Source organism: Amycolatopsis sp. CA-161197, assembly GCF_050942255.1.
Classification (GTDB): domain Bacteria; phylum Actinomycetota; class Actinomycetes; order Mycobacteriales; family Pseudonocardiaceae; genus Amycolatopsis.
The window spans coordinates 1,784,370-1,801,336 of record NZ_CP192059.1 but is presented as its reverse complement, the minus strand read 5'-3'; the positions used below and the strand labels follow the sequence as shown (position 1 = coordinate 1,801,336).

Below are 16,967 nucleotides of genomic sequence, written 5' to 3'. Positions count from 1 at the left end.
GTTACGGGCTCATCCGTTCGGGGGCTCGGTTGGGTAAATCCCACCCGCCCTTGCCCGGATGACCCGAACGGGTGAGGATGGCGTACCCCTAGGGGGCGGATTGCTCTCCTTGGCCCGCCCCGGTGCGACGAAGGGAGGAAGCGGCGTTGCCCTATGTGCTCGGCATCGATGTCGCCCACACCCAGACCCACGCCGCCACCCGCCGCAAGCTTGCCGACGGCTGGGGCGCCCCCGAACCGCTGTGGCTCGGCGAGAGCTCGCCGGCCGCGGCCACGGCGTTATTCCTGGACGATGAGGGTTACCTGCTCACCGGCGACGCCGCGGCGCGCGCCGGAACGAGCGTTCCGTCTCGGTTGCTGACCGGGTTCCACCGCCGCATCGGCGACGACGTTCCCGTGTTCGCCGGGGGCGAGCGGTTCTCGCCGGAGTCACTCACCGCAGTCCTCGTCGAGGGCATCGCGGAGCACGCGGGTGCTCAACTGGGAGGAGCACCGCGCCACCTCGTCGTCACCCACCCCGGTGATTGGGGCGACTACCGGCGTGACCTTCTGCGACGAGCGCTGGGGCAATCCGGCTTCGCCGCCGTGACCTTGGTGCCGAGTTCGATCGGCGCCCTTCATGCCCACCTGCCCGATCCCGGCGCCGGCGACCGGACGGCCGTGGTGTGTGACTTCGGACCCGACGGCGTCACGGTCACGCTGGCCACGGCGTCCGGCGCGGGCGGCTGGGTCGCGCGCACGAGCACCGAGGGCGTGGCGCCCGCGGCGGCCGTGAGCACGGCTTTCGCGCTCGCCCACGGGATTTCGGTGCTGCCCGAGCAGCTGGCGGGCATCGTGTTCTCCGGCGAACCCGGCCCGGGCGTGCTTCCGGGCCGGTTGCCGTGCCCCGTGTTCGTCTCGCCCCAGCCCCCGCTCACGGCCGCGTTCGGAGCCAGTAGCCTCGCCGCTCAACGGATGAGCCCGCCCGCCCGGCGGGAGCAGCCCGTCGCCGAGACGACCCTGATCCCCAAGGTCGACTCGGTACCCGAGCTCACCGAGCGGCCCTCCCCGCCGCCGGTGGACATCACGCCCTTCGAGCTCCCCGAGCCCGAAGGCGCCGCGAAACTGCTCCGCCGGTGGCGTCCCCTCGCCGCCGCGGCAGCGGTGCTCGCGATCGGTTCCTCGGTCCTGATCGCCGCTCTCTCCTCCCACGAAGCCACGGCGGACAAGGGAACCGCCCCGGCCCACCCCGCGTCCCTCACGTCATGCGCCCGCCCGGGCGCGGCCCCCACCGGTGAAGGTCACTGTTGAACGCACTGCTGGCGAAAACCGGCACCGACGCCGTCCACCCCGTTGCCCGGCTGCTCCTCGCGGAGCTGGCGGCTGCCTCCGAGACGCCCGCGCGGCTCGTGGTCGTCGCGCCCGGCGGCTACGGCAAGACCACGTTGCTCGGCGCACTCGAGTCCGGCTGCCGCGAGGCCGGCGTCGACGCGACGCTGGTCGACGACGCCGACCAGCTCGGCGAAGACGACCTGGCGAGACTGACGTCGCTGGCGGGACCGGTCGTGCTGGCGCACCGGCCGAACCCGCGTTCGGAAGCGTTGCGCGTGTTGGCCGAGCCCTTTGCCCGGCAGGTGGCCTTGCCGCCGCTGGACGCCGACGAGGTCGGCGCGCTCGCGCGGCAGCTCACGGGCCGGCTCGTCGACGGGACGGCCGCGGCTGCGTTGCACTCCCGGACCGGCGGCGTGCCGCGGCTGGTGGAGCGGGCGGTGACCGAGCAGCTCGGCGAGTTCCGGGCCGAGCTGGCGGAGCTCGACGACGACGTGCTGAGGTACTTGATCGCGGCGGAGGCCGGGGCCGGGCGCAATCTCGACCTGCTGTGCGCCTTGCTGGAGCTGGCGCCGGACCGGTTGCCGGAGGTCGTCGACGGTGCCCGGGCGACGGGGCTGCTCGACGCGAACGACGAGTTGCTGCCGGTCGCCGCGGAGGCCGTGCGGACGTACGGGCCACCGGCACGCCGGCTGACGGTGTTGCAGCAGCTCGTGGAGATCCAGCTGCGCGGCGGGTTGCCCGTGCTGGAGCTGGCGAAGTCGTTGCTGGACACGGGAAGTTCGGGCGCGAGCGCGGCGGCCGCGTTCGCCGCGGCGGCCGGCGAGGCCCTGCCTGGAGACGCGAAGCTGGCGGCGCGGCTGTTCGCAGCCGCCGCCGACGCCGGCGCGCGCGACACGGCCGTGACCACGGGGTGGGCGCGAGCGGCGGCGTTGTCGGGTGACCTCGACACGGCGCTGCGCCTGGGTGACGGGATGTTGAGCGGCGACGATCCCGAGGCGCGGGCCGCGGGGGCGGAGATCGCCGCGACGGTACTGGCGCACCGGGGTGAGCTGGCGCGGAGTGCGGAGCTCTACCGGTGGGCCGCGGCGGCGGACGCTTGCGCGCCCGGTGACGGTGACGGGCCGGATCTGACGGCGTCGACCTGGGGTGCGCCCCGGACCACGCCCGGACACAACGCGCCCGTGCCTGGTGAGGCTTGGGCGCCTTCGTGGACCAACGCCCGCGGGCCCGAGGTGTACCGGTGGGCCGGGCGCGGGGCCGCGAACGCGTTCGCCGCGATCGCGCTCGCCGGCTCCGGACAGCTGGCCGCGGCGCGCAACCTCGTGGACGCGCCCGTGCCCGGGGTGGCGCCGACGTTGTTCGCGGGGGCCGTGGCGCGGACGGCCGACGGCATCGTCGACTCGGTGAGCGGGCAGGGCGCGGACACGCTCTCGGCGCTCGTCGGCGCGGCCGCGATGCTCGAGCCGGCCGCGACGGGCGCGCCGCTGCCGGACAGCCCGGCCGCGCTGGCCGCGCTCGTCGGACTGCACTCGGGTGAGCTGGGGCTCGCCGAGTCGGTGCTGGACCGCGCGCTGGCCAGCGGCGTCGGCGGCGACCTCCTCACCGCGCGGCACCGGCTGTTGCTCGGCTGGGTCGCGATGACCAGCGGGCACCTCACCGCCGCCGCCGAACACCGCGACGCCGTGGCGGGCACCCGCCTCGAAGCCCGCGACGAGCTCTTCTTCGCGACGCTCGAACTCGGCCTCGCCCGGCGCGCGAGCGACCTGGTGGGGCTGCAGCAGTCGTGGGACCGCGCGTACCAGGCGTCGATGCGGCAGCAGACCGACCTGTTCACCCTGCTGCCGCTGGGCGAGCTGGCCATCGCCGCCGCCCGCACCGGCGCGCACGCGAAGCTCACGCGCCAACTGCGCCACGCCCACGCCATGCTCGGCGAACTCGGCAACCCTCCACTGTGGACGGTTTCCCTGTGCTGGCACGAGCTGCACGCCGCCATCACCGTCGAAGACCTCGACACCGCTTCCCACCAGCTGGCCGCCCTGACGAGCTTCGCCGGCCACGGCCGTTACCCCGCCGCGCTGGCCCGCGCCGCCACCTGCTGGCTCGCCGTTCTCGGCGGCGCCTTCGACCACGACGAGGTCTCCGCGGCCGCCGCCGAGCTCCACGAGCTCGACCTCTGCTGGGATGCCGCGCGGCTCGCCGGCCAGGCCGCCATCCGCACGTCCGACCGCAAAGCCATGGTCCAGCTCCTCGAAGGCGCCCGCCAGTTCCAGGCCGGCACCGGCCGCCGCGAATCCGCCACCCCGGAACCCGGCGCCGCCCCCGGCCTCAGCACCCTGAGCGAACGCGAGCTCGAAGTCGCTCGCCTCGTCGTCGACGGCCTGACGTACAAACAGGCCGGCAGCAAGCTGTTCATCTCGGGCAAAACCGTGGAACACCACATGGCACGCATCCGGGCCAAGCTGGGTGCCGCGGACCGCCGCGAGCTGCTGGCGACGCTGCGGGAGCTGCTCGCCAAACCCGACTTCTCCTGACGCCGGGGCAGGTGCGCGTCAGTCGCGGCTGGGGCCGAAGCGTTCCGTCTTGATCGCGTGCGGCGAGTGGCCCAGCGCCAGCAGCGCGTCGGCCACCGTCTCCACGAAGGAGGTCGGCCCGCAGACGTACGAGGTGGGCCCGAAGTCCGCCGGCCAGCCGGCCGTGTTGAGCGTCGCCACGCTGAGGCGGCGGGGAATGCCGGCGGCGCCCTCGGGGAGTTCGCGGGTGTAGACGTACGTGACGTCCAGGCCGGCGTACGGCTTGCGCAGCTCTTCGGCGTAGAAGAGGTCCGCGGGGGTCCGCACGGAGTACACCAGGCGGAACAACGCGCGGCTCCCGGCAGCGCGGCGGGCGCGGATCATCGCCATCAGCGGCACGACTCCGGAGCCGCCCGCCACCAGGAGGACGGGGGCGGGTTCGGTGGGACGCCAGACGAACCAGCCGCCGATCGGGCCGCGGATCTCGACGGGGTCGCCGACGGCGTAGGGGCCCGTGAGGTGCTCCGAGACCTCGCCGCCGGGGACTCGCTGGATCGTCAGCTCGAGGCGGTCACCGTCGGACGGCGCGGCGAGGGAGTAGCTGCGCTGGGCGGTGTAGCCGTCGGGGGCGGTGAGGCGGACGTCGACGTGCTGGCCCGCGAGGTGGCCGGGCCAGCCGGGGACGTCGAACACGAGGGTGCGGGCCGTCGCCGTCTCCTGGCGGATCTCCGCGAGGTACGCGACGCGCCAAGCTAGTCGCCCTGATACCGCTGTTCGCGCCATGGGTCTCCGTAGTCGTGGTAACCGGACGACTCCCAGAAGCCCGGCTCGTCCTTCGTCGCAAGTTCCAGGCCGCGCACCCACTTCGCCGACTTCCAGAAGTACAGGTGCGGCACCAGCAGCCGCGCCGGGCCGCCGTGTTCGGGGGTGAGCGGCTTGCCGTTGTACTCGTACGCGATCCACGCCTGCCCGTCGAGCAAGTCGGCCAGCGGCAGGTTGGTGGTGTAGCCGCCGTAGGAGTGCGCGAGCACGTAGTCGGCCTCGGTGTCGAGGTCGCCGATCAGCGTCTCCACGGGCACACCACGCCAGCGCGTGTCGAGTTTGGACCACTGCGTGACGCAGTGGATGTCCACGGTGAACTTCTCGCTCGGCAGAGAGATCAGCTCGCGGAACGACCACGAGCGCTTCTCGCCCTTCTCCGTGGTGACCGCGAACTCCCACTTGTCCAGGTGCACGCGCTGTGTCGGCCCCGCCGACAGCACGGGGAAGTCCTCCGTGAGGTACTGGCCGGGCGGCAGCCTCGGGTTGCCCCCACGGGCGCGACCGGTGAACCCCGGTGTGATGACACCCATCGCGGACTCCTTTCGCCGGCCATCGAACGCCCAGCGCAGCCTACCCGCGAACGTGCAGTCCGAGCGACGTCACCAGCACTGCCGCTTGTTCAGGCGACACGATGGCGCCGCCGAGCTCGGCGTGCACCGGGTCGAGCGCCGACAGGTCACTCCCCCGCAGCTCGGCGCCGCCGAACTTCACGTCCAGCAGCTCCGCGCCCGACAGGTCGACGTCGGCGAACGTCGACCCCGTGCAGTCCGCGCGCGTGAGGTCGGCCTCGCGCATCCGCACGCCCTGGAACGTCGCGCCGCGCAGGTCCGCGCCCGCCAGCCCCGCGAACGACCAGTCGCCCCCGAGCACCTTCATCGGCCGCAGCGCGCACTCGGTGAACCGGCTGCCGACGAGCTTGCACCCGCTGAACTCCGCGTCGAACAGGTTGCAGCGCGTGAAGCTGCAACCGGTGAACGCCGTGTCCACGTGCTTCGACGCGTTGAAGCGCACGTTGCCGAACACGCAGTCGACGAACGAGACACCGCGCGTGACGGCCTCGGTGAGGTCGACGTCGTGGAAGTCGCACCGCTCGAACCGGCGCCCGGTCAGCTCCTCGGCGTACCAGTCCTCGCGGCGGAAGGTCAGCTCGGTTTCGGCAGGCTCAAGGGTGTCGGGCACGCGGCCAGGCTAGCCGCCGCGCGCCGGTGATCGGCCAACCGGCGCAATTCGGCCGGCGACGCGTTTCACCGTCACCCGGAAGTGGGAATTAACCAGCATGTCCAGATGGCGAACTTCCACCAGAACCAACACGGCAGCACGGGTGATCACCGGAATCGGCGCGTTGTTCGCGTTCATCGAGGTGCTCTACCTGGTGATGCTGCTCGCCGGCGCGAACGCGGCGAACGGCTTCTTCATCTTCATCCGATCATTGGCCGACCCGCTCGCACTGTTCTTCCCCGGCCTTTTCCCGGTGAGCAACCCCGACCTCGCGGTCATCCTCAACTACGGCCTCGCCGCGGTGTTCTGGCTGGTCGTGAGCGGGATCATCGCGCGGCTCGTCGCCCGCTGACCCGTTTTCCGCCCGGTCAAACGTGTTTTCCGCCAATTCCGGCGAAAGCGCGGTGAACACCACAACTGGAAGCGCCCGGTTATCGCGCGCCCTACGATGTCCGGGTGACCGAAGGCAGATGGTTCGAGGGCTGGCCCGAAATCGCGGGCCTCGCCGCCGCGGCGGGTCGTTCCCTGTTGCCGAACGTGCCCGCCACGCCGGCGGCCCTCGCGCGCACGGTCACCGAACAGCTCGTCGGCCGCCGTCTCACGGCGAAGGCCAACGGCGGCGAAGCCCGCTTCACCCTCACCGGACTCGACTACCCCGCCGATTCCCTGCGCCTGGCCACCGGCCGCCTCGGCGACGTGCGCCTGTCCGCCGCGGACGTCGAGTGGCCGACGTCCGCGACGGGCACCATCCCGATGCGCCGCGTTGTCCTGCTGGCCAAGGACGTCCGCCTGCGCAGCCTGCCGACCCCCGCCGTGGTTCCCGGTGAGGTCGAGCTGGACCTCACCGTGCCCGGCAGTGTCGTGCGGGAACGCGTGGCGCAGGCCCGGCCGGACCTCGTCGCGACCCCGCATGACGGCGGGTTCCAGGTGCGCTGGGCCAAGCACCCCGGCTGGGGCCGGCTCACGCTCACGCCCGCCGTCGCCGCGGACGCCGTGGTGCTGACTCCGACGACCCTCCACATCGGACAGCGGGAGTTCCGCGCCCCGAAACGGATCCGGCCCGTCGTGCTGCCGCTGCCCGAGCTGCCGAAGGGGCTGCGGCTCACCGCCGTGCGGCCGGCCGAAGACGAGCTCGTGCTCCGCACCGTCGCCGACGAGTGGCCCGAGCGCCTCTCCCGCGTCCCGCTGCCCGACCTGCTGGCCTGGCTCACGACGGCCGCGCTCACACTTACCTTGCCCCGGTTCCGCTAAACCTCAGGACCACGCCACCGGCAAGGAATGCACGCCGTACACGAGCATGTCCGTGCGCAGCGGCACTTCGTCGGCGGGAATCGCGAGGCGCAGCTCCGGCAGACGCGCGACCAGCTCCGCCAAGCCCACCCGGAGTTCCGAACGCGCCAGCTGCTGCCCGAGGCACTGGTGCACGCCGTGCCCGAACGCCAGGTGCGGTGTGCGCGGACGCTTGAGGTTGAGTCGCGCCGGCTCCGGCCAGTGCTCGGCCGCGCGGTTGGCCTGCGGCACCGAGATCAGCACGGTGTCGCCGGCGGGGATCGTGACACCGCCGACTTCGAGGTCCTCGGTCGCAACGCGGTTCGGTCCGATGTGGATGATCGACAGGTAACGCAGCAGCTCGTCGACGCCGTTGTCCAGTACGGACGGGTCTTCGCGCACGAGAGCCAGCTGGTCCGGGTGTTCGAGCAACGCGAAAGTGCCCAGCGCCAGCATGTTCGCCGTGGTCTCGTGACCGGCGCCGAGCAGCACGGTCGCGATGTCGACGAGTTCCTGCTCGGTCAGCGCCGGGTCGGCGTCGCCGTGGATCAGGCCGGACACAAGGTCGTCGGCCGGGTGCTCACGCTTGTGCGCCACCAGCTCGCGCATGAACGCGTAGATCGACTCCGAGGCCTTCGCCCGCTCCTCGTCGCTCTTGGTCAGGTTGAGCGCGATCCCGGTGTGCTCCTGGAACTCCGCGCGGTCCGCGTAGTCCACACCGAGCAGCTCGCAGATCACCAGCGAGGGCAACGGCAAGGCGAACGCGGGCACGACGTCGCCCTCGTTCCCGGCCGCGCGCATCGCGTCGAGGTGCTCGATCGAGATCTCGCGGATCCGTTCCTCCAGCAACTGCATGCGCCGCACGGTGAACTGGCCGGTGAGCAGCCGGCGCAGCCGCGTGTGCTCGGGCGGGTCCATGAACAGGAACCGGCCGTCCTCGCGCTGGGCCACGTCCACGGGACAGCGCGCCTCGCCGACCTCTTCGGGGCGCAGGTCCATCGCGCTGCGGTTGCGCACGTTGTCGGAGCTGAACCGGGTGTCGGCCAGCACCGCGCGGGCCTGCTCGTAGCCGGTGACCACCCAGGCGTGCGCGCCGTTGAGCAGCTCGACCCGCGACACCGGCGCCTTTTCCGCGAGCACGGCGGGCGGGTCGAACGGGCACTTGCCGCGCCGCAGCATCTCCGGCGGGACAGGGCGGCGCATCGTGGGCGGTTTCGTGGCGGACATCAACGATCCTTCCGGGTGGTGGGGACACGCGGGGCGGTCAGCAAACCGGTGAGCGCGTCGGTCAGGGCCTCACCGACCAGCGCCCAGTCGGCGGGCACGCCGGTGGTCGCGGCGAGCCGCTCCTGCTCCGCGCACGTGTGGATCACCGCGACGCGCGCGGTTTGACTCCGTAGAGCCGATTCGGCCGCCGGCAACGGCGTCACGTGTGCCCACACCGCGGCCGTGCCCTCGACGAACTCGACGGCCAGCACCGGCTCGACGCCCTCGACGTCGAGCAGCGCCGGATCGGTCACGACCTGCGCCAGGAACCGGGCGCACCAGCTGGGGTTGCCGAGGCTCGCGAGGTGCTCGGTGTAGGGCAGCACGAGGCTGGCGACGTGGTCACGTGGCCGCTTCGACCGCCGGACGGCCGCCACGCGTTCCTGGGCCCGCGCGGCGATGGGCTCGACGTGCGAACGCGTGATGGCCCGGATCAGGTCCTCGCGCGTGCCGACGTGATACGCCAGCGCGGAGTTGTTGGCCTGGCCGGCGGCTTCCACGATCTGGCGGTTGGACACCTGCGCGAGCCCGCGTTCGGCGAAGAGCCGTTCTGCCGTGCGCAGGAGCAGCTCGCGCGTCGCCTCGGCCTGTTCCCGGCGCGAACTCGTCTCCACTGCACGCTCCTCCGTAAGACGATCTTCTTACGAAGCTAGTGCTAAGACACGTGTCTGACAACCACCCGGTCGGAAATTCCCCGGACCGGTGCTAGGAGTCTTCGCCGAGGTAGCGCGTGTGGTCCTCCTGGCGGTTCACGTCGGCCGAGTAGTACTCGCCGGCGAGCTTCTCGGCCTTGCCCCGCAGGAGGTCCAGCTGCTTCGCGAGCTCGTCCTCCGCGCTCGTGCCGTCCGCGTCCCGCCGGGAGGCGAACCAGCGCGGCAGGTTCAGGTACGTCTCCACCGACAGCGGCAGGTCCGTGCGCGCGAGCAGCAGCACGCGGTACTGCAGGTCCGGCGTCGAGGCGAGGCGCAGCGGGTCCTTCAGCAGGTCGGACAGCACCTCGGCGACGTGGCGGACACCGTCCACAGCGGACGGTGGCAGGCGCCCGGCGTGGCCGGACACCGTCTGCACCAGCGCCTCCAGCGACGAGCGCACCTGCGCCGCCTCCACGGTCGGGTCGACGACGAGCCGCACCTTCTCCGGCGGCGCGAGCAGCGCGCCGGCTGTGTAGAGCACGGCCATGACCACGAACATCAGCCACAGCGGGCCGATCACCCCGACCGCGTACAGCACGAGGCCGATCAGGCCGCCGACGCAGCCGGCGATGTTCTTGGTGGAGCCGAACCAACGCCTCATTGGTACCCGCGAATCTCCTGGAAGACACTGGACAGCTGGGTGTTGCGGGCGTCGAAGACCTTGCCGCCGGTCATCGTGGCGACCTGCGTGAGCTCGTCGCCGCTGCCCTCGCCGAAGAGCACCGTGAACACCGGGATCTGCTTCATCGCCGCGGGCAGCGACGCGAAGGCAGACTTGAAGCCGTCGAGGTTCGAGCCGCTCTCGTTCTCGCCGTCGGTCATCAGCACGATCGAGTTGAACCGGTCCGGGTCCTGGGCCACGAGCGGTTCCATCACCTGGTACGCGCGGTCGAGGCTGTCGTAGATCGCGGTGCCGCCGTCGGCCTGCAGACCTTCGGCGAAAGCCTTGATCTTCGCCAGCTCACCCCGCGGGTTCTGCTCGGGCACGGTGAACGTGACCGGGTTGCCCGGCGCGGTGTTGAACGGCAGCATCGTTACCTCCTCGCGGCTGCGGAACTGCCGGTAGCGGCCGACGAGTGAGTTGTCCGCGCCGGTGAGGCCGGCCAGGGCCGTACGCAGGGCCTGGATGCGGTCACCCTGCATCGAGCCCGACGTGTCGAGCACGTAGAGCGTGCGCGACGGGCGGCGGATCTTGCTGAAGTAGGCCGAAAGCAGCGCGTCGACGGCCTGCTGCGTCGCCGGGAACGGCAGCTCGACCAGGTCGTGGGGCACGAACTGCGCGCCGAGCTGCACCCCCGGCACCACCGGGCGCCGCTGCGTGACCTGCATGATCCGCCGCTGCACGTCGGGCGTGCGCAGGTAGTCGGTGAGCCGCTGGTGCGCGTCGCGCGCGTCGTTGCTCGCGCTGGTCAGCAACGTGAGCGGGTAATCGGCGGTGACGACACCGTCGCTGGGGTAGATCAGCTTCATCGGCTGCGGCAGCTTGCCGGAGGAGTTCATCGACAGCAGCACTGACTCGTAGTTGACCAGCCCGTCGACCTTCGCCCCCGGGTCCTGGCCGGTCGCGCGTCGCTGGAACGCGTCGGAGAGCCAGCCCGACGAGCCGGCGGACATCACCTGCGCGCTGAAGAACTGCGTGAGCTGCGGCGTGACGGCGGTGATCTGCTGCGCGTCGATCGCCGTGCCGGAGTGGGCCAGCGCGGACGCGACGCCCACCAGCGCGGAGAAACCGGAGTTCGACGCCGACGGGTCGGTCATCCCGTAGGTGAACTCCTTCTTGCCCGCGGCCGCGGCGATGTCACCCCACGTCGGTGCCTTCTTGTCCCACCCGAGCCGCTGCGCGACCGGCTGCGCCAGACCCAGCACGACCGGCGAGCTCATGATCTTCACCTGGTTGCCCAGGCGCTTGGCCGCTTCGGGAATGCCCGCGGGGTAACGGTTCGACGAGAACCACACGGCGTCGTACTTGCCGTCGAGGCTGCCGTTGGCGAGCGACTCGGCGCCCTCCAGCGTGCCGGTGAACGTGAACTTCACCTTCACGCCCGTGGCCTTGGCGGCCTCGTCGAGCACCGGCTGCATGTCGGCGAGCTCGCTGCCCGCGAGGATGCGCAACGTGCCGGCTTCGGGCGGCCCGGCGTCGTCACCGGAGCTCGGATCCGCCGACGAACATCCCGTGACCAGCAGTGCGGCGGCGAGCGCCAGTACCGCGAGTTTTTTCACAGCTCCCCCTCGTGCGAACGGCGCAGCCGGTCTTCGGCGCGCCGCAGCTCGCCGGACAAAGATTCCACTGTGGACGCCATGTGCAGCACGGCCTCGGCCTTGAACCCGTCGATCGCGTCGAGGGCCGAGTAGATCCGGTCGAACGAGTCGCGCAGCGTGTCGACGGCGACGGCCGGGTCGCTCGACGCCTTGCGGATCTCCGCACTCTGCGACTCCAGCAGCGCCGCGTTGGCGCGCAGCAACCCGTCGGTGGTCGACTGCAGGGCCGCGACCTCGTCGAGCACGTCGCGCTGGTTGGCCAGCGCCGCGCTCACCAGCAGGGCCACGCGCAGCGCGGAGACGGTGGTCGACACCGCCCGTTCGACGCCGCGGATCAGCTCGTCGTTGGTGCGTCGCACCAGGTCCAGCGCGAGGTAGCCCTGCGCGCTCACGGCCAGCTGCGTCAGCACGTCCTGGTGGCGCTGGCGGATCGGGTACAGGATGTCGGCGCGCAACGCGTTGGCGTGCGAGGGATCCGTGAGGTCGAAGACGCCGGCCTGCCGGTCGATCGCCCCGTCCACGGCCTCCGCGAACGCCGCCGCTTCGGCGAGCCGGCCGAGCGTGGCCCAGAGCCGTTCGCGCTCGCCTTTGAGCGCCGCGTTGTCTCGGCGGAGCACGTCCTGGCGGGTGCGCAGCTCGCGGACCAGCGCGTTCACGGGCTCGTTGCCCGCGCGGTAGCGGTCGAGGGCGCGCTTGGCACTCGCGGCGGCCGGGAAGATGCCGAGCAGCTTGCGGCCGGTGATCGGCAGCTTGGCCGGGTCGAGCTCGGCGACCGTGCGGCGCAGCTCGACCAGGCTCGTGGTCACCTGCTGCTGCGGCGAACCGGCGAAGCCGCGCGCGGATTCCAGCGCCTTCGTCGAGCGGTCGAGCATGGTGCCCGCGACCGTGGCCGCCGCGCGCATGTCCGCTTCGCCGACGGCGAGGATCTCGTCGAGCAGCGTGGTGAACTCGGGTGACTTGACGTCGAGTGCTTCCAGGCGCGTGGCGAACTCGCCGGCACGACGGGCGATGTCGGCTCGCGTGTCGTCACCGAGCGCGATCAGCCCGGCGGCGCGCTCCACGGGGACCGCCGCCACCGGCTCCGGCGGGGTGAGGGTGAACTCGTCCATCAGTACTGCTTCTGGATCGCGTCGAGCAGCCGTTCCAGCGTCTCGAACGACGGCGGTTCCACCGTGTCCACGAGATCGGCCGGCACCGGAGCCTTGGCCGCGGCCACGACGTCGCGGAACTGCTGCGGGTTCGTGGTGCGGAACCCGAACGTCGCGGCGAGCTTGCCCAGCTCCGGGTCGGTGGAGAGCAGCTGGCCGACCTTGTCCCCGTTGGGAGAGAAGGGAACCAGCGTGTGCTTCGAGTACACCGTGGGTGCGGTGTAGAGCATCCGCATGTCGGGCTGGATCGAGCCGTCGTGGCGCACCAGGCGATCGACGTACTGCGACTCGTAGATCAGCGCGAGCGGCGTCTTGCCCATGCCGGCCGAGAGGTAGTCCTCGAACGGTCCCTCGGTGCTGTTCTGCGTGTAGCCCTGGTCGAGGAACAGCTTCGACACCTGCGGCAGCACCTTGGCTTCCTGGTCGGGCGTCGAGACGACGTTGTTGCCGTTGGCCACGAACGACACGATCGACAGGTACATCGCCGCGGAGTTCGACTCCCGCGGGTCGGTGGTCGTGACGAGGATGTTCTTGCGCACGGGGTACGCGGTGTTGCCCGGCAGCTGGTCCCAGCGCGTGCCGGCCTGCGTGAGCTGCAGGTACTTCGCGATGTCGAGCACCTGGTAGTCGCCCGCGCCCTTGTGCACGGCACCCGCGGCGGTGAGCAGCTGCACGATGGGTTCGAACGTCGCGATCGCCATCGGCGACTGGAACGGCGTGTACACCGTGGTCACCTTGCGGTCGCGCTGGATCTTCTGCGCCGCCGGCGACGACGAGGGGAACGCGAACTCGTACTTGGCGAGGTCGACCGTGGTCGCGATCTGGCGCGAACCGGCGGTGTCGACCTCCACCTTCAGGCCGTGCTTGGCGAACGCGTCGACCACGCGCTGGTCGGTGAAGAAGGCCTGCTTCTCCGAGCCGATCACCCCGCGCACGACGGTGAGGTCGCCCCCGCCCGACGCTTCGTCGCTCCCGGACCGCCCCCACAGGATCACGGCCACGACGGCGAGCACCAGAACCACAGCCAGCCCGATGGACAACCGGCGTTTCACGAACCCACCTTCCGCACGTCCCGCGACGCGTCACCTCGGATCCTTCAGTCCCCGCAACTCGTTTGACGCGCGGCACGAGGAGTTCGAAGTGAACGATCAGTGAACGAACGGGGTCGATCGGGATCCGGTGCGGACCGGGCTTTTCCTTGTAGCGGAAGGGAAATCACCAACCGCCCGCGTGCCGTCGCCGGTTGATCACGGCGGCGGCACGCGGGCGGATTGGAGGTGGACGGTTCAGAGCGAGGCTTGTTCCTCCACCGGCAGGCAGATCTCGAACCGCGTGTCGCCCGGCACGGACGTCACCTTGATGTCGCCCGAGTGCCGCTCCACCACGATGCGCCACGAGATGTCGAGGCCGAGGCCCGTGCCCTCGCCGACGCCCTTGGTGGTGAAGAACGGCTCGAAGATGCGCTGGCGCACCTCTTCCGGGATGCCGGGGCCGGTGTCGCCGATCTCGACGCGCACCTGCTTGCTCTCCTGCCACGTGCGCAGCGTCAGCGTGCCCTCGCCGCCCATGGCCTGGATGGCGTTGTCGATGATGTTGGTCCACACCTGGTTCAGCTCGGCCGCATAGGCCGGGATGTGGTCGATGCCGCGGTCGTACTCCTTCACGACGTGGATCCCGTCGAGCTTGCCCGACAGCATCACCAGCGTGGAGTCGAGTCCTTCGTGGACGTCGATCCACTGGTGCGGCGCGCGGTCCATCTGCGAGTACTGCTTGGCCGCGCCGACGAGCACCGAGATGCGCGTGGTCGAGTCCTCGATCTCGCCCATGAGGATCTCGGTCTCGAGCGCGTACGCGAGCCAGCGCAGCGCGCCGTCGAGCAGGCCCTCGCCGACGGATTCCAGGACGCCGTCGAGGTTCTCGGTCTTGAGCCCGGCCGCGACGAAGATCGCGGCGAGGTCCCAGCCCTGGTCGATGCCGTGGTCGTCGAACCAGTCGCTGATCTCGTCTTCGCGGTCGGCCTGCTGCATCGCCGAGAGCCGCGGCGCGTCGGCGACCGTCTTGACCAGCTCTTCCTGCACGTCGAGCAGTTGCTCCAGCAGGTCGGGGTCGATGTCCTTCTTCGCCAGCAGCGCGAGCTTGTGGCGCATCCCGGCCACGCGCTCGCGCAGCGACGCCGTGGCCCGCACCGCGGCCGCGGCCGGGTTGTTGAGCTCGTGGGTGAGCCCGGCCGACAGCTCGCCGAGCGCGAGCAGCCGGCGCCGCGACGAGATCACGGTGTCGGAGTTGCGCCAGCCGAGGTACATGCCTTCCAGCAGGTGCGCCGCCATCGGGAACCACTTGCGGAACTCCACCGCGAACTCCGCCGAGGGCAGCGCGAGCAGCGTCAGGTCCCCGATCGCCTGCACGGTGGCGCTGTAGGTGTGCTCGGTGTCCTGGTGCACGAAGAACTGCGTGGCGCCGAAGTAGGAGCCGCGCTGGTCGGAGCGCTTCACCTCGACGTCGGCGCCGCTCACCAGCCGCGACATCCGCAGCGCGCCCGAGAGCAGGATGTAGAAGCAGGTCGCCGGATCGCCCTCGCGGTGCACCGCGGTGTCACCCTCGTAGCGCTCCAGCACGGCGTGCTGCTCGATCCAGTCGAGCTGCTCGTCGGAGAGGTGCTCGAACAGGAAGAGGCCGCGGAGTTCTTCGCGCGGCAGTGCGGGCTCCTTCACTGTTCCTCCAGGTAGCGGTGGACCAGGGTGACGGCCATGGCGCCCTCGCCGACGGCGGAGGCCACGCGTTTCACCGACTGCGACCGGACGTCGCCGGCCACGAACACGCCGGGCACCGACGACTCCAGGTGGTACGGGTCGCGGTCGAGCGGCCAGCCGGCCGGCCGGCGGCCCTCGGCCACCAGGTCGGGCCCCGTCTGGACGAACCCGTGGTGGTCGCGCTGGATGACCCCGCCCAGCCAGTCGGTGCGCGGTGCCGCGCCGATGAAGATGAACAGGTGCCCGGTCTCGACGGTCTCCGTCGCGTCGCCGTGGCACAGGGTCACGGCTTCGAGGTGGTCGGCGCCGTGGGCCTGGACGACGGTGGTGCCCGTGCGGACGGTGATGTTGTCGATGCCCGCGATCTGCTCGATGAGGTAGTGCGACATCGACTTCTCCAGCGAGTCGCCGCGCACCAGCAGCGACACCTCGCTCGCGTGCTGCGCGAAGAACACCGCCGCCTGGCCGGCGGAGTTCGCGCCGCCGACGATGTAGACGTGCTGGCCCTTGCACTCGGGCGCTTCCGTGGCAGCGGAGCCGTAGTAGACACCGCTGCCGGTGAGCTCGCGGATGCCGTCGGCCTCGTGCGCGCGGTAGGTGACGCCGCTGGCGAGGATCACGGTGTGGGCGGCGATCTCGGAGCCGTCGCCGAAGGTGACCACGCGGCTCGACCCGCGCACCTCCAGCCCCACCACGTCGCGCGCGGTGAGCACCTCGGCGCCGAACTTCTGGGCCTGACGCCGGGCACGGTCGGTGAGCTGCGCGCCGGAGACACCGTCGGGGAACCCGAGGTAGTTCTCGATGCGCGAGCTCGTACCCGCCTGCCCACCTGTGGCCTTGCGCTCGACGAGCACCGTGCGCAGGCCTTCCGAAGCGCCGTACACGGCCGCGCCGAGGCCGGCCGGGCCGCCGCCGATCACTACGAGGTCGTAGAACTCCTGCGCAGGCCGCGTGGACAGGCCCACCGCGACGGCGATCTCGCTGCCGGTGGGCTGCTTCAGCACGGTGCCGTCCGGCGTCACGACCACCGGGATGTCGGTCTCCGCGGCGCCGGCGGCCTGCAGGATGCGCCCGCCCTCGTCCTCGTCCACCGAGTACCAGCGGTACGGCACGGCGTTGCGGGCGAGGAAGTCGCGCACCTTGAACGAGGGCGCCGAGTACCGGTGGCCGACCAGCTTGGTCTCCTCGACGGACTTGTCGCCGACCGCGAGCCACGTCTCCACGAGGGAGTCGATGACCGGGTACAGCTTCTCCTCCGGCGGGTCCCACGGCTTGAGCAGGTAGTGGTCGACGTCGACCACGTTGATCGCCTGGATGGCCGCGTCCGTGTCGGCGTAGGCCGTCAGCAGCGCGCGGCGGGCGTTGGGGAACAGGTCCATCGCCTTCTCGAGGAAGGCGATCCCGTCCATGTGGGGCATGCGGTAGTCGGCGAGGATCGCCGCGACGGCGTCGCCGCGCAGCTTGATCTCGCGCAGGGCGTCGAGGGCGTCGGCCCCGGAGTCCGCACGGATCACGCGGTAGTCCTTGCCGTAGCGGCGACGCAGGTCACGCGCGACCGACCGCGAAACAGCGGGGTCGTCGTCGACGGTCATCAGGATCGGCTGGCTCACACCCGACAGCCTACGGCGGTGTCCACCAGCGGAGAACGCTTGCGCGGGCTGGACCTGCTCCAGCCGGGCCCGGACCTGGGGATCGGTCCCGGAAGTGCCCGCGCGAACGGTCC

Annotated in this window: 15 protein-coding genes; 4 read left to right on the top strand and 11 right to left on the bottom strand. The window is 71.3% G+C overall.

Annotation, left to right across the window (positions count from 1 at the left end):
* The first annotated feature begins 155 nt into the window (after positions 1-155).
* Positions 156-1,289: a molecular chaperone DnaK gene (locus ACQPXB_RS08780; protein WP_432856497.1), complete on the top strand. Its 1,134-nt coding sequence runs from the start codon at positions 156-158 to the stop codon at positions 1,287-1,289.
* The gene (locus ACQPXB_RS08775; RefSeq protein WP_432850749.1) at positions 1,286-3,841 is read left to right on the top strand and encodes a LuxR C-terminal-related transcriptional regulator; all 2,556 of its coding nucleotides are present in this window, start codon (positions 1,286-1,288) and stop codon (positions 3,839-3,841) included. The genes ACQPXB_RS08780 and ACQPXB_RS08775 overlap by 4 nt, the downstream gene beginning before the upstream one ends.
* Before the next feature lie 18 nt (positions 3,842-3,859).
* Here ACQPXB_RS08775 and ACQPXB_RS08770 read toward each other — a convergent pair whose 3' ends face one another.
* Genes ACQPXB_RS08770 through ACQPXB_RS08760 form a run of 3 tightly spaced genes read right to left on the bottom strand, consistent with a single transcriptional unit; the run spans position 3,860 to position 5,821 of the window.
* Entirely contained in the window at positions 3,860-4,603 is a 744-nt protein-coding gene (locus ACQPXB_RS08770; protein ID WP_386948865.1) for a ferredoxin reductase, read from the bottom strand.
* The gene (locus tag ACQPXB_RS08765) at positions 4,573-5,172 is read right to left on the bottom strand and encodes a sulfite oxidase-like oxidoreductase (RefSeq protein ID WP_366579018.1); all 600 of its coding nucleotides are present in this window, start codon (positions 5,170-5,172) and stop codon (positions 4,573-4,575) included. The genes ACQPXB_RS08770 and ACQPXB_RS08765 overlap by 31 nt, the downstream gene beginning before the upstream one ends.
* A 40-nt stretch (positions 5,173-5,212) precedes the next feature.
* Positions 5,213-5,821, bottom strand: a complete 609-nt coding sequence (locus ACQPXB_RS08760) for a pentapeptide repeat-containing protein (RefSeq protein ID WP_366579016.1) — start codon at positions 5,819-5,821, stop codon at positions 5,213-5,215.
* Between the two features lie 97 nt (positions 5,822-5,918).
* On the opposite strand from ACQPXB_RS08760, the gene ACQPXB_RS08755 reads away from it, so the two are divergent.
* Positions 5,919-6,212 carry a hypothetical protein gene (locus tag ACQPXB_RS08755; protein ID WP_285969862.1) on the top strand — a complete coding sequence of 98 codons (294 nt, stop codon included), beginning with the start codon at positions 5,919-5,921 and terminating at the stop codon, positions 6,210-6,212.
* A gap of 104 nt (positions 6,213-6,316) precedes the next feature.
* The gene (locus tag ACQPXB_RS08750) at positions 6,317-7,111 is read left to right on the top strand and encodes an LmeA family phospholipid-binding protein (protein WP_432850745.1); all 795 of its coding nucleotides are present in this window, start codon (positions 6,317-6,319) and stop codon (positions 7,109-7,111) included.
* A 3-nt stretch (positions 7,112-7,114) separates the two neighbouring features.
* Here ACQPXB_RS08750 and ACQPXB_RS08745 read toward each other — a convergent pair whose 3' ends face one another.
* The 8 genes from ACQPXB_RS08745 to ACQPXB_RS08710 form a co-directional block, all read right to left on the bottom strand.
* The gene (locus tag ACQPXB_RS08745; protein ID WP_432850743.1) at positions 7,115-8,356 is read right to left on the bottom strand and encodes a cytochrome P450; all 1,242 of its coding nucleotides are present in this window, start codon (positions 8,354-8,356) and stop codon (positions 7,115-7,117) included.
* Positions 8,356-9,009 (bottom strand): TetR/AcrR family transcriptional regulator, encoded by a 654-nt coding sequence (locus ACQPXB_RS08740; RefSeq protein WP_366579010.1) that lies wholly within the window; start codon positions 9,007-9,009, stop codon positions 8,356-8,358. The genes ACQPXB_RS08745 and ACQPXB_RS08740 overlap by 1 nt, the downstream gene beginning before the upstream one ends.
* Before the next feature lie 91 nt (positions 9,010-9,100).
* A complete protein-coding gene (locus ACQPXB_RS08735; protein ID WP_366579008.1) occupies positions 9,101-9,688 on the bottom strand; it encodes a hypothetical protein in 588 nt (195 codons plus the stop codon).
* Positions 9,685-11,307, bottom strand: coding sequence for a substrate-binding domain-containing protein (locus ACQPXB_RS08730; protein ID WP_432850741.1), 1,623 nt, complete (start codon positions 11,305-11,307; stop codon positions 9,685-9,687). Before ACQPXB_RS08730 ends, ACQPXB_RS08735 begins: the two co-directional genes overlap by 4 nt.
* Positions 11,304-12,455, bottom strand: coding sequence for a toxic anion resistance protein (locus ACQPXB_RS08725; protein WP_432850739.1), 1,152 nt, complete (start codon positions 12,453-12,455; stop codon positions 11,304-11,306). The genes ACQPXB_RS08730 and ACQPXB_RS08725 overlap by 4 nt, the downstream gene beginning before the upstream one ends.
* Entirely contained in the window at positions 12,455-13,546 is a 1,092-nt protein-coding gene (locus tag ACQPXB_RS08720; protein WP_432850737.1) for a hypothetical protein, read from the bottom strand. The genes ACQPXB_RS08725 and ACQPXB_RS08720 overlap by 1 nt, the downstream gene beginning before the upstream one ends.
* A gap of 234 nt (positions 13,547-13,780) precedes the next feature.
* Positions 13,781-15,205 carry an ATP-binding protein gene (locus ACQPXB_RS08715; RefSeq protein WP_432850735.1) on the bottom strand — a complete coding sequence of 475 codons (1,425 nt, stop codon included), beginning with the start codon at positions 15,203-15,205 and terminating at the stop codon, positions 13,781-13,783.
* Positions 15,202-16,854 carry an FAD-dependent oxidoreductase gene (locus ACQPXB_RS08710; RefSeq protein ID WP_432850733.1) on the bottom strand — a complete coding sequence of 551 codons (1,653 nt, stop codon included), beginning with the start codon at positions 16,852-16,854 and terminating at the stop codon, positions 15,202-15,204. The genes ACQPXB_RS08715 and ACQPXB_RS08710 overlap by 4 nt, the downstream gene beginning before the upstream one ends.
* Positions 16,855-16,967: the final 113 nt, after the last annotated feature.

Bases quoted from the DNA above. Each gene is read 5' to 3' on its own strand.
- ACQPXB_RS08745 (WP_432850743.1), bottom strand. From the start codon at position 8,356: ATGTCCGCCACGAAACCGCCCACGATGCGCCGCCCTGTCCCGCCGGAG.
- ACQPXB_RS08765 (WP_366579018.1), bottom strand. From the start codon at position 5,172: ATGGGTGTCATCACACCGGGGTTCACCGGTCGCGCCCGTGGGGGCAAC.
- ACQPXB_RS08770 (WP_386948865.1), bottom strand. From the start codon at position 4,603: ATGGCGCGAACAGCGGTATCAGGGCGACTAGCTTGGCGCGTCGCGTAC.
- ACQPXB_RS08755 (WP_285969862.1), top strand. From the start codon at position 5,919: ATGTCCAGATGGCGAACTTCCACCAGAACCAACACGGCAGCACGGGTG.
- ACQPXB_RS08725 (WP_432850739.1), bottom strand. From the start codon at position 12,455: ATGGACGAGTTCACCCTCACCCCGCCGGAGCCGGTGGCGGCGGTCCCC.
- ACQPXB_RS08735 (WP_366579008.1), bottom strand. From the start codon at position 9,688: ATGAGGCGTTGGTTCGGCTCCACCAAGAACATCGCCGGCTGCGTCGGC.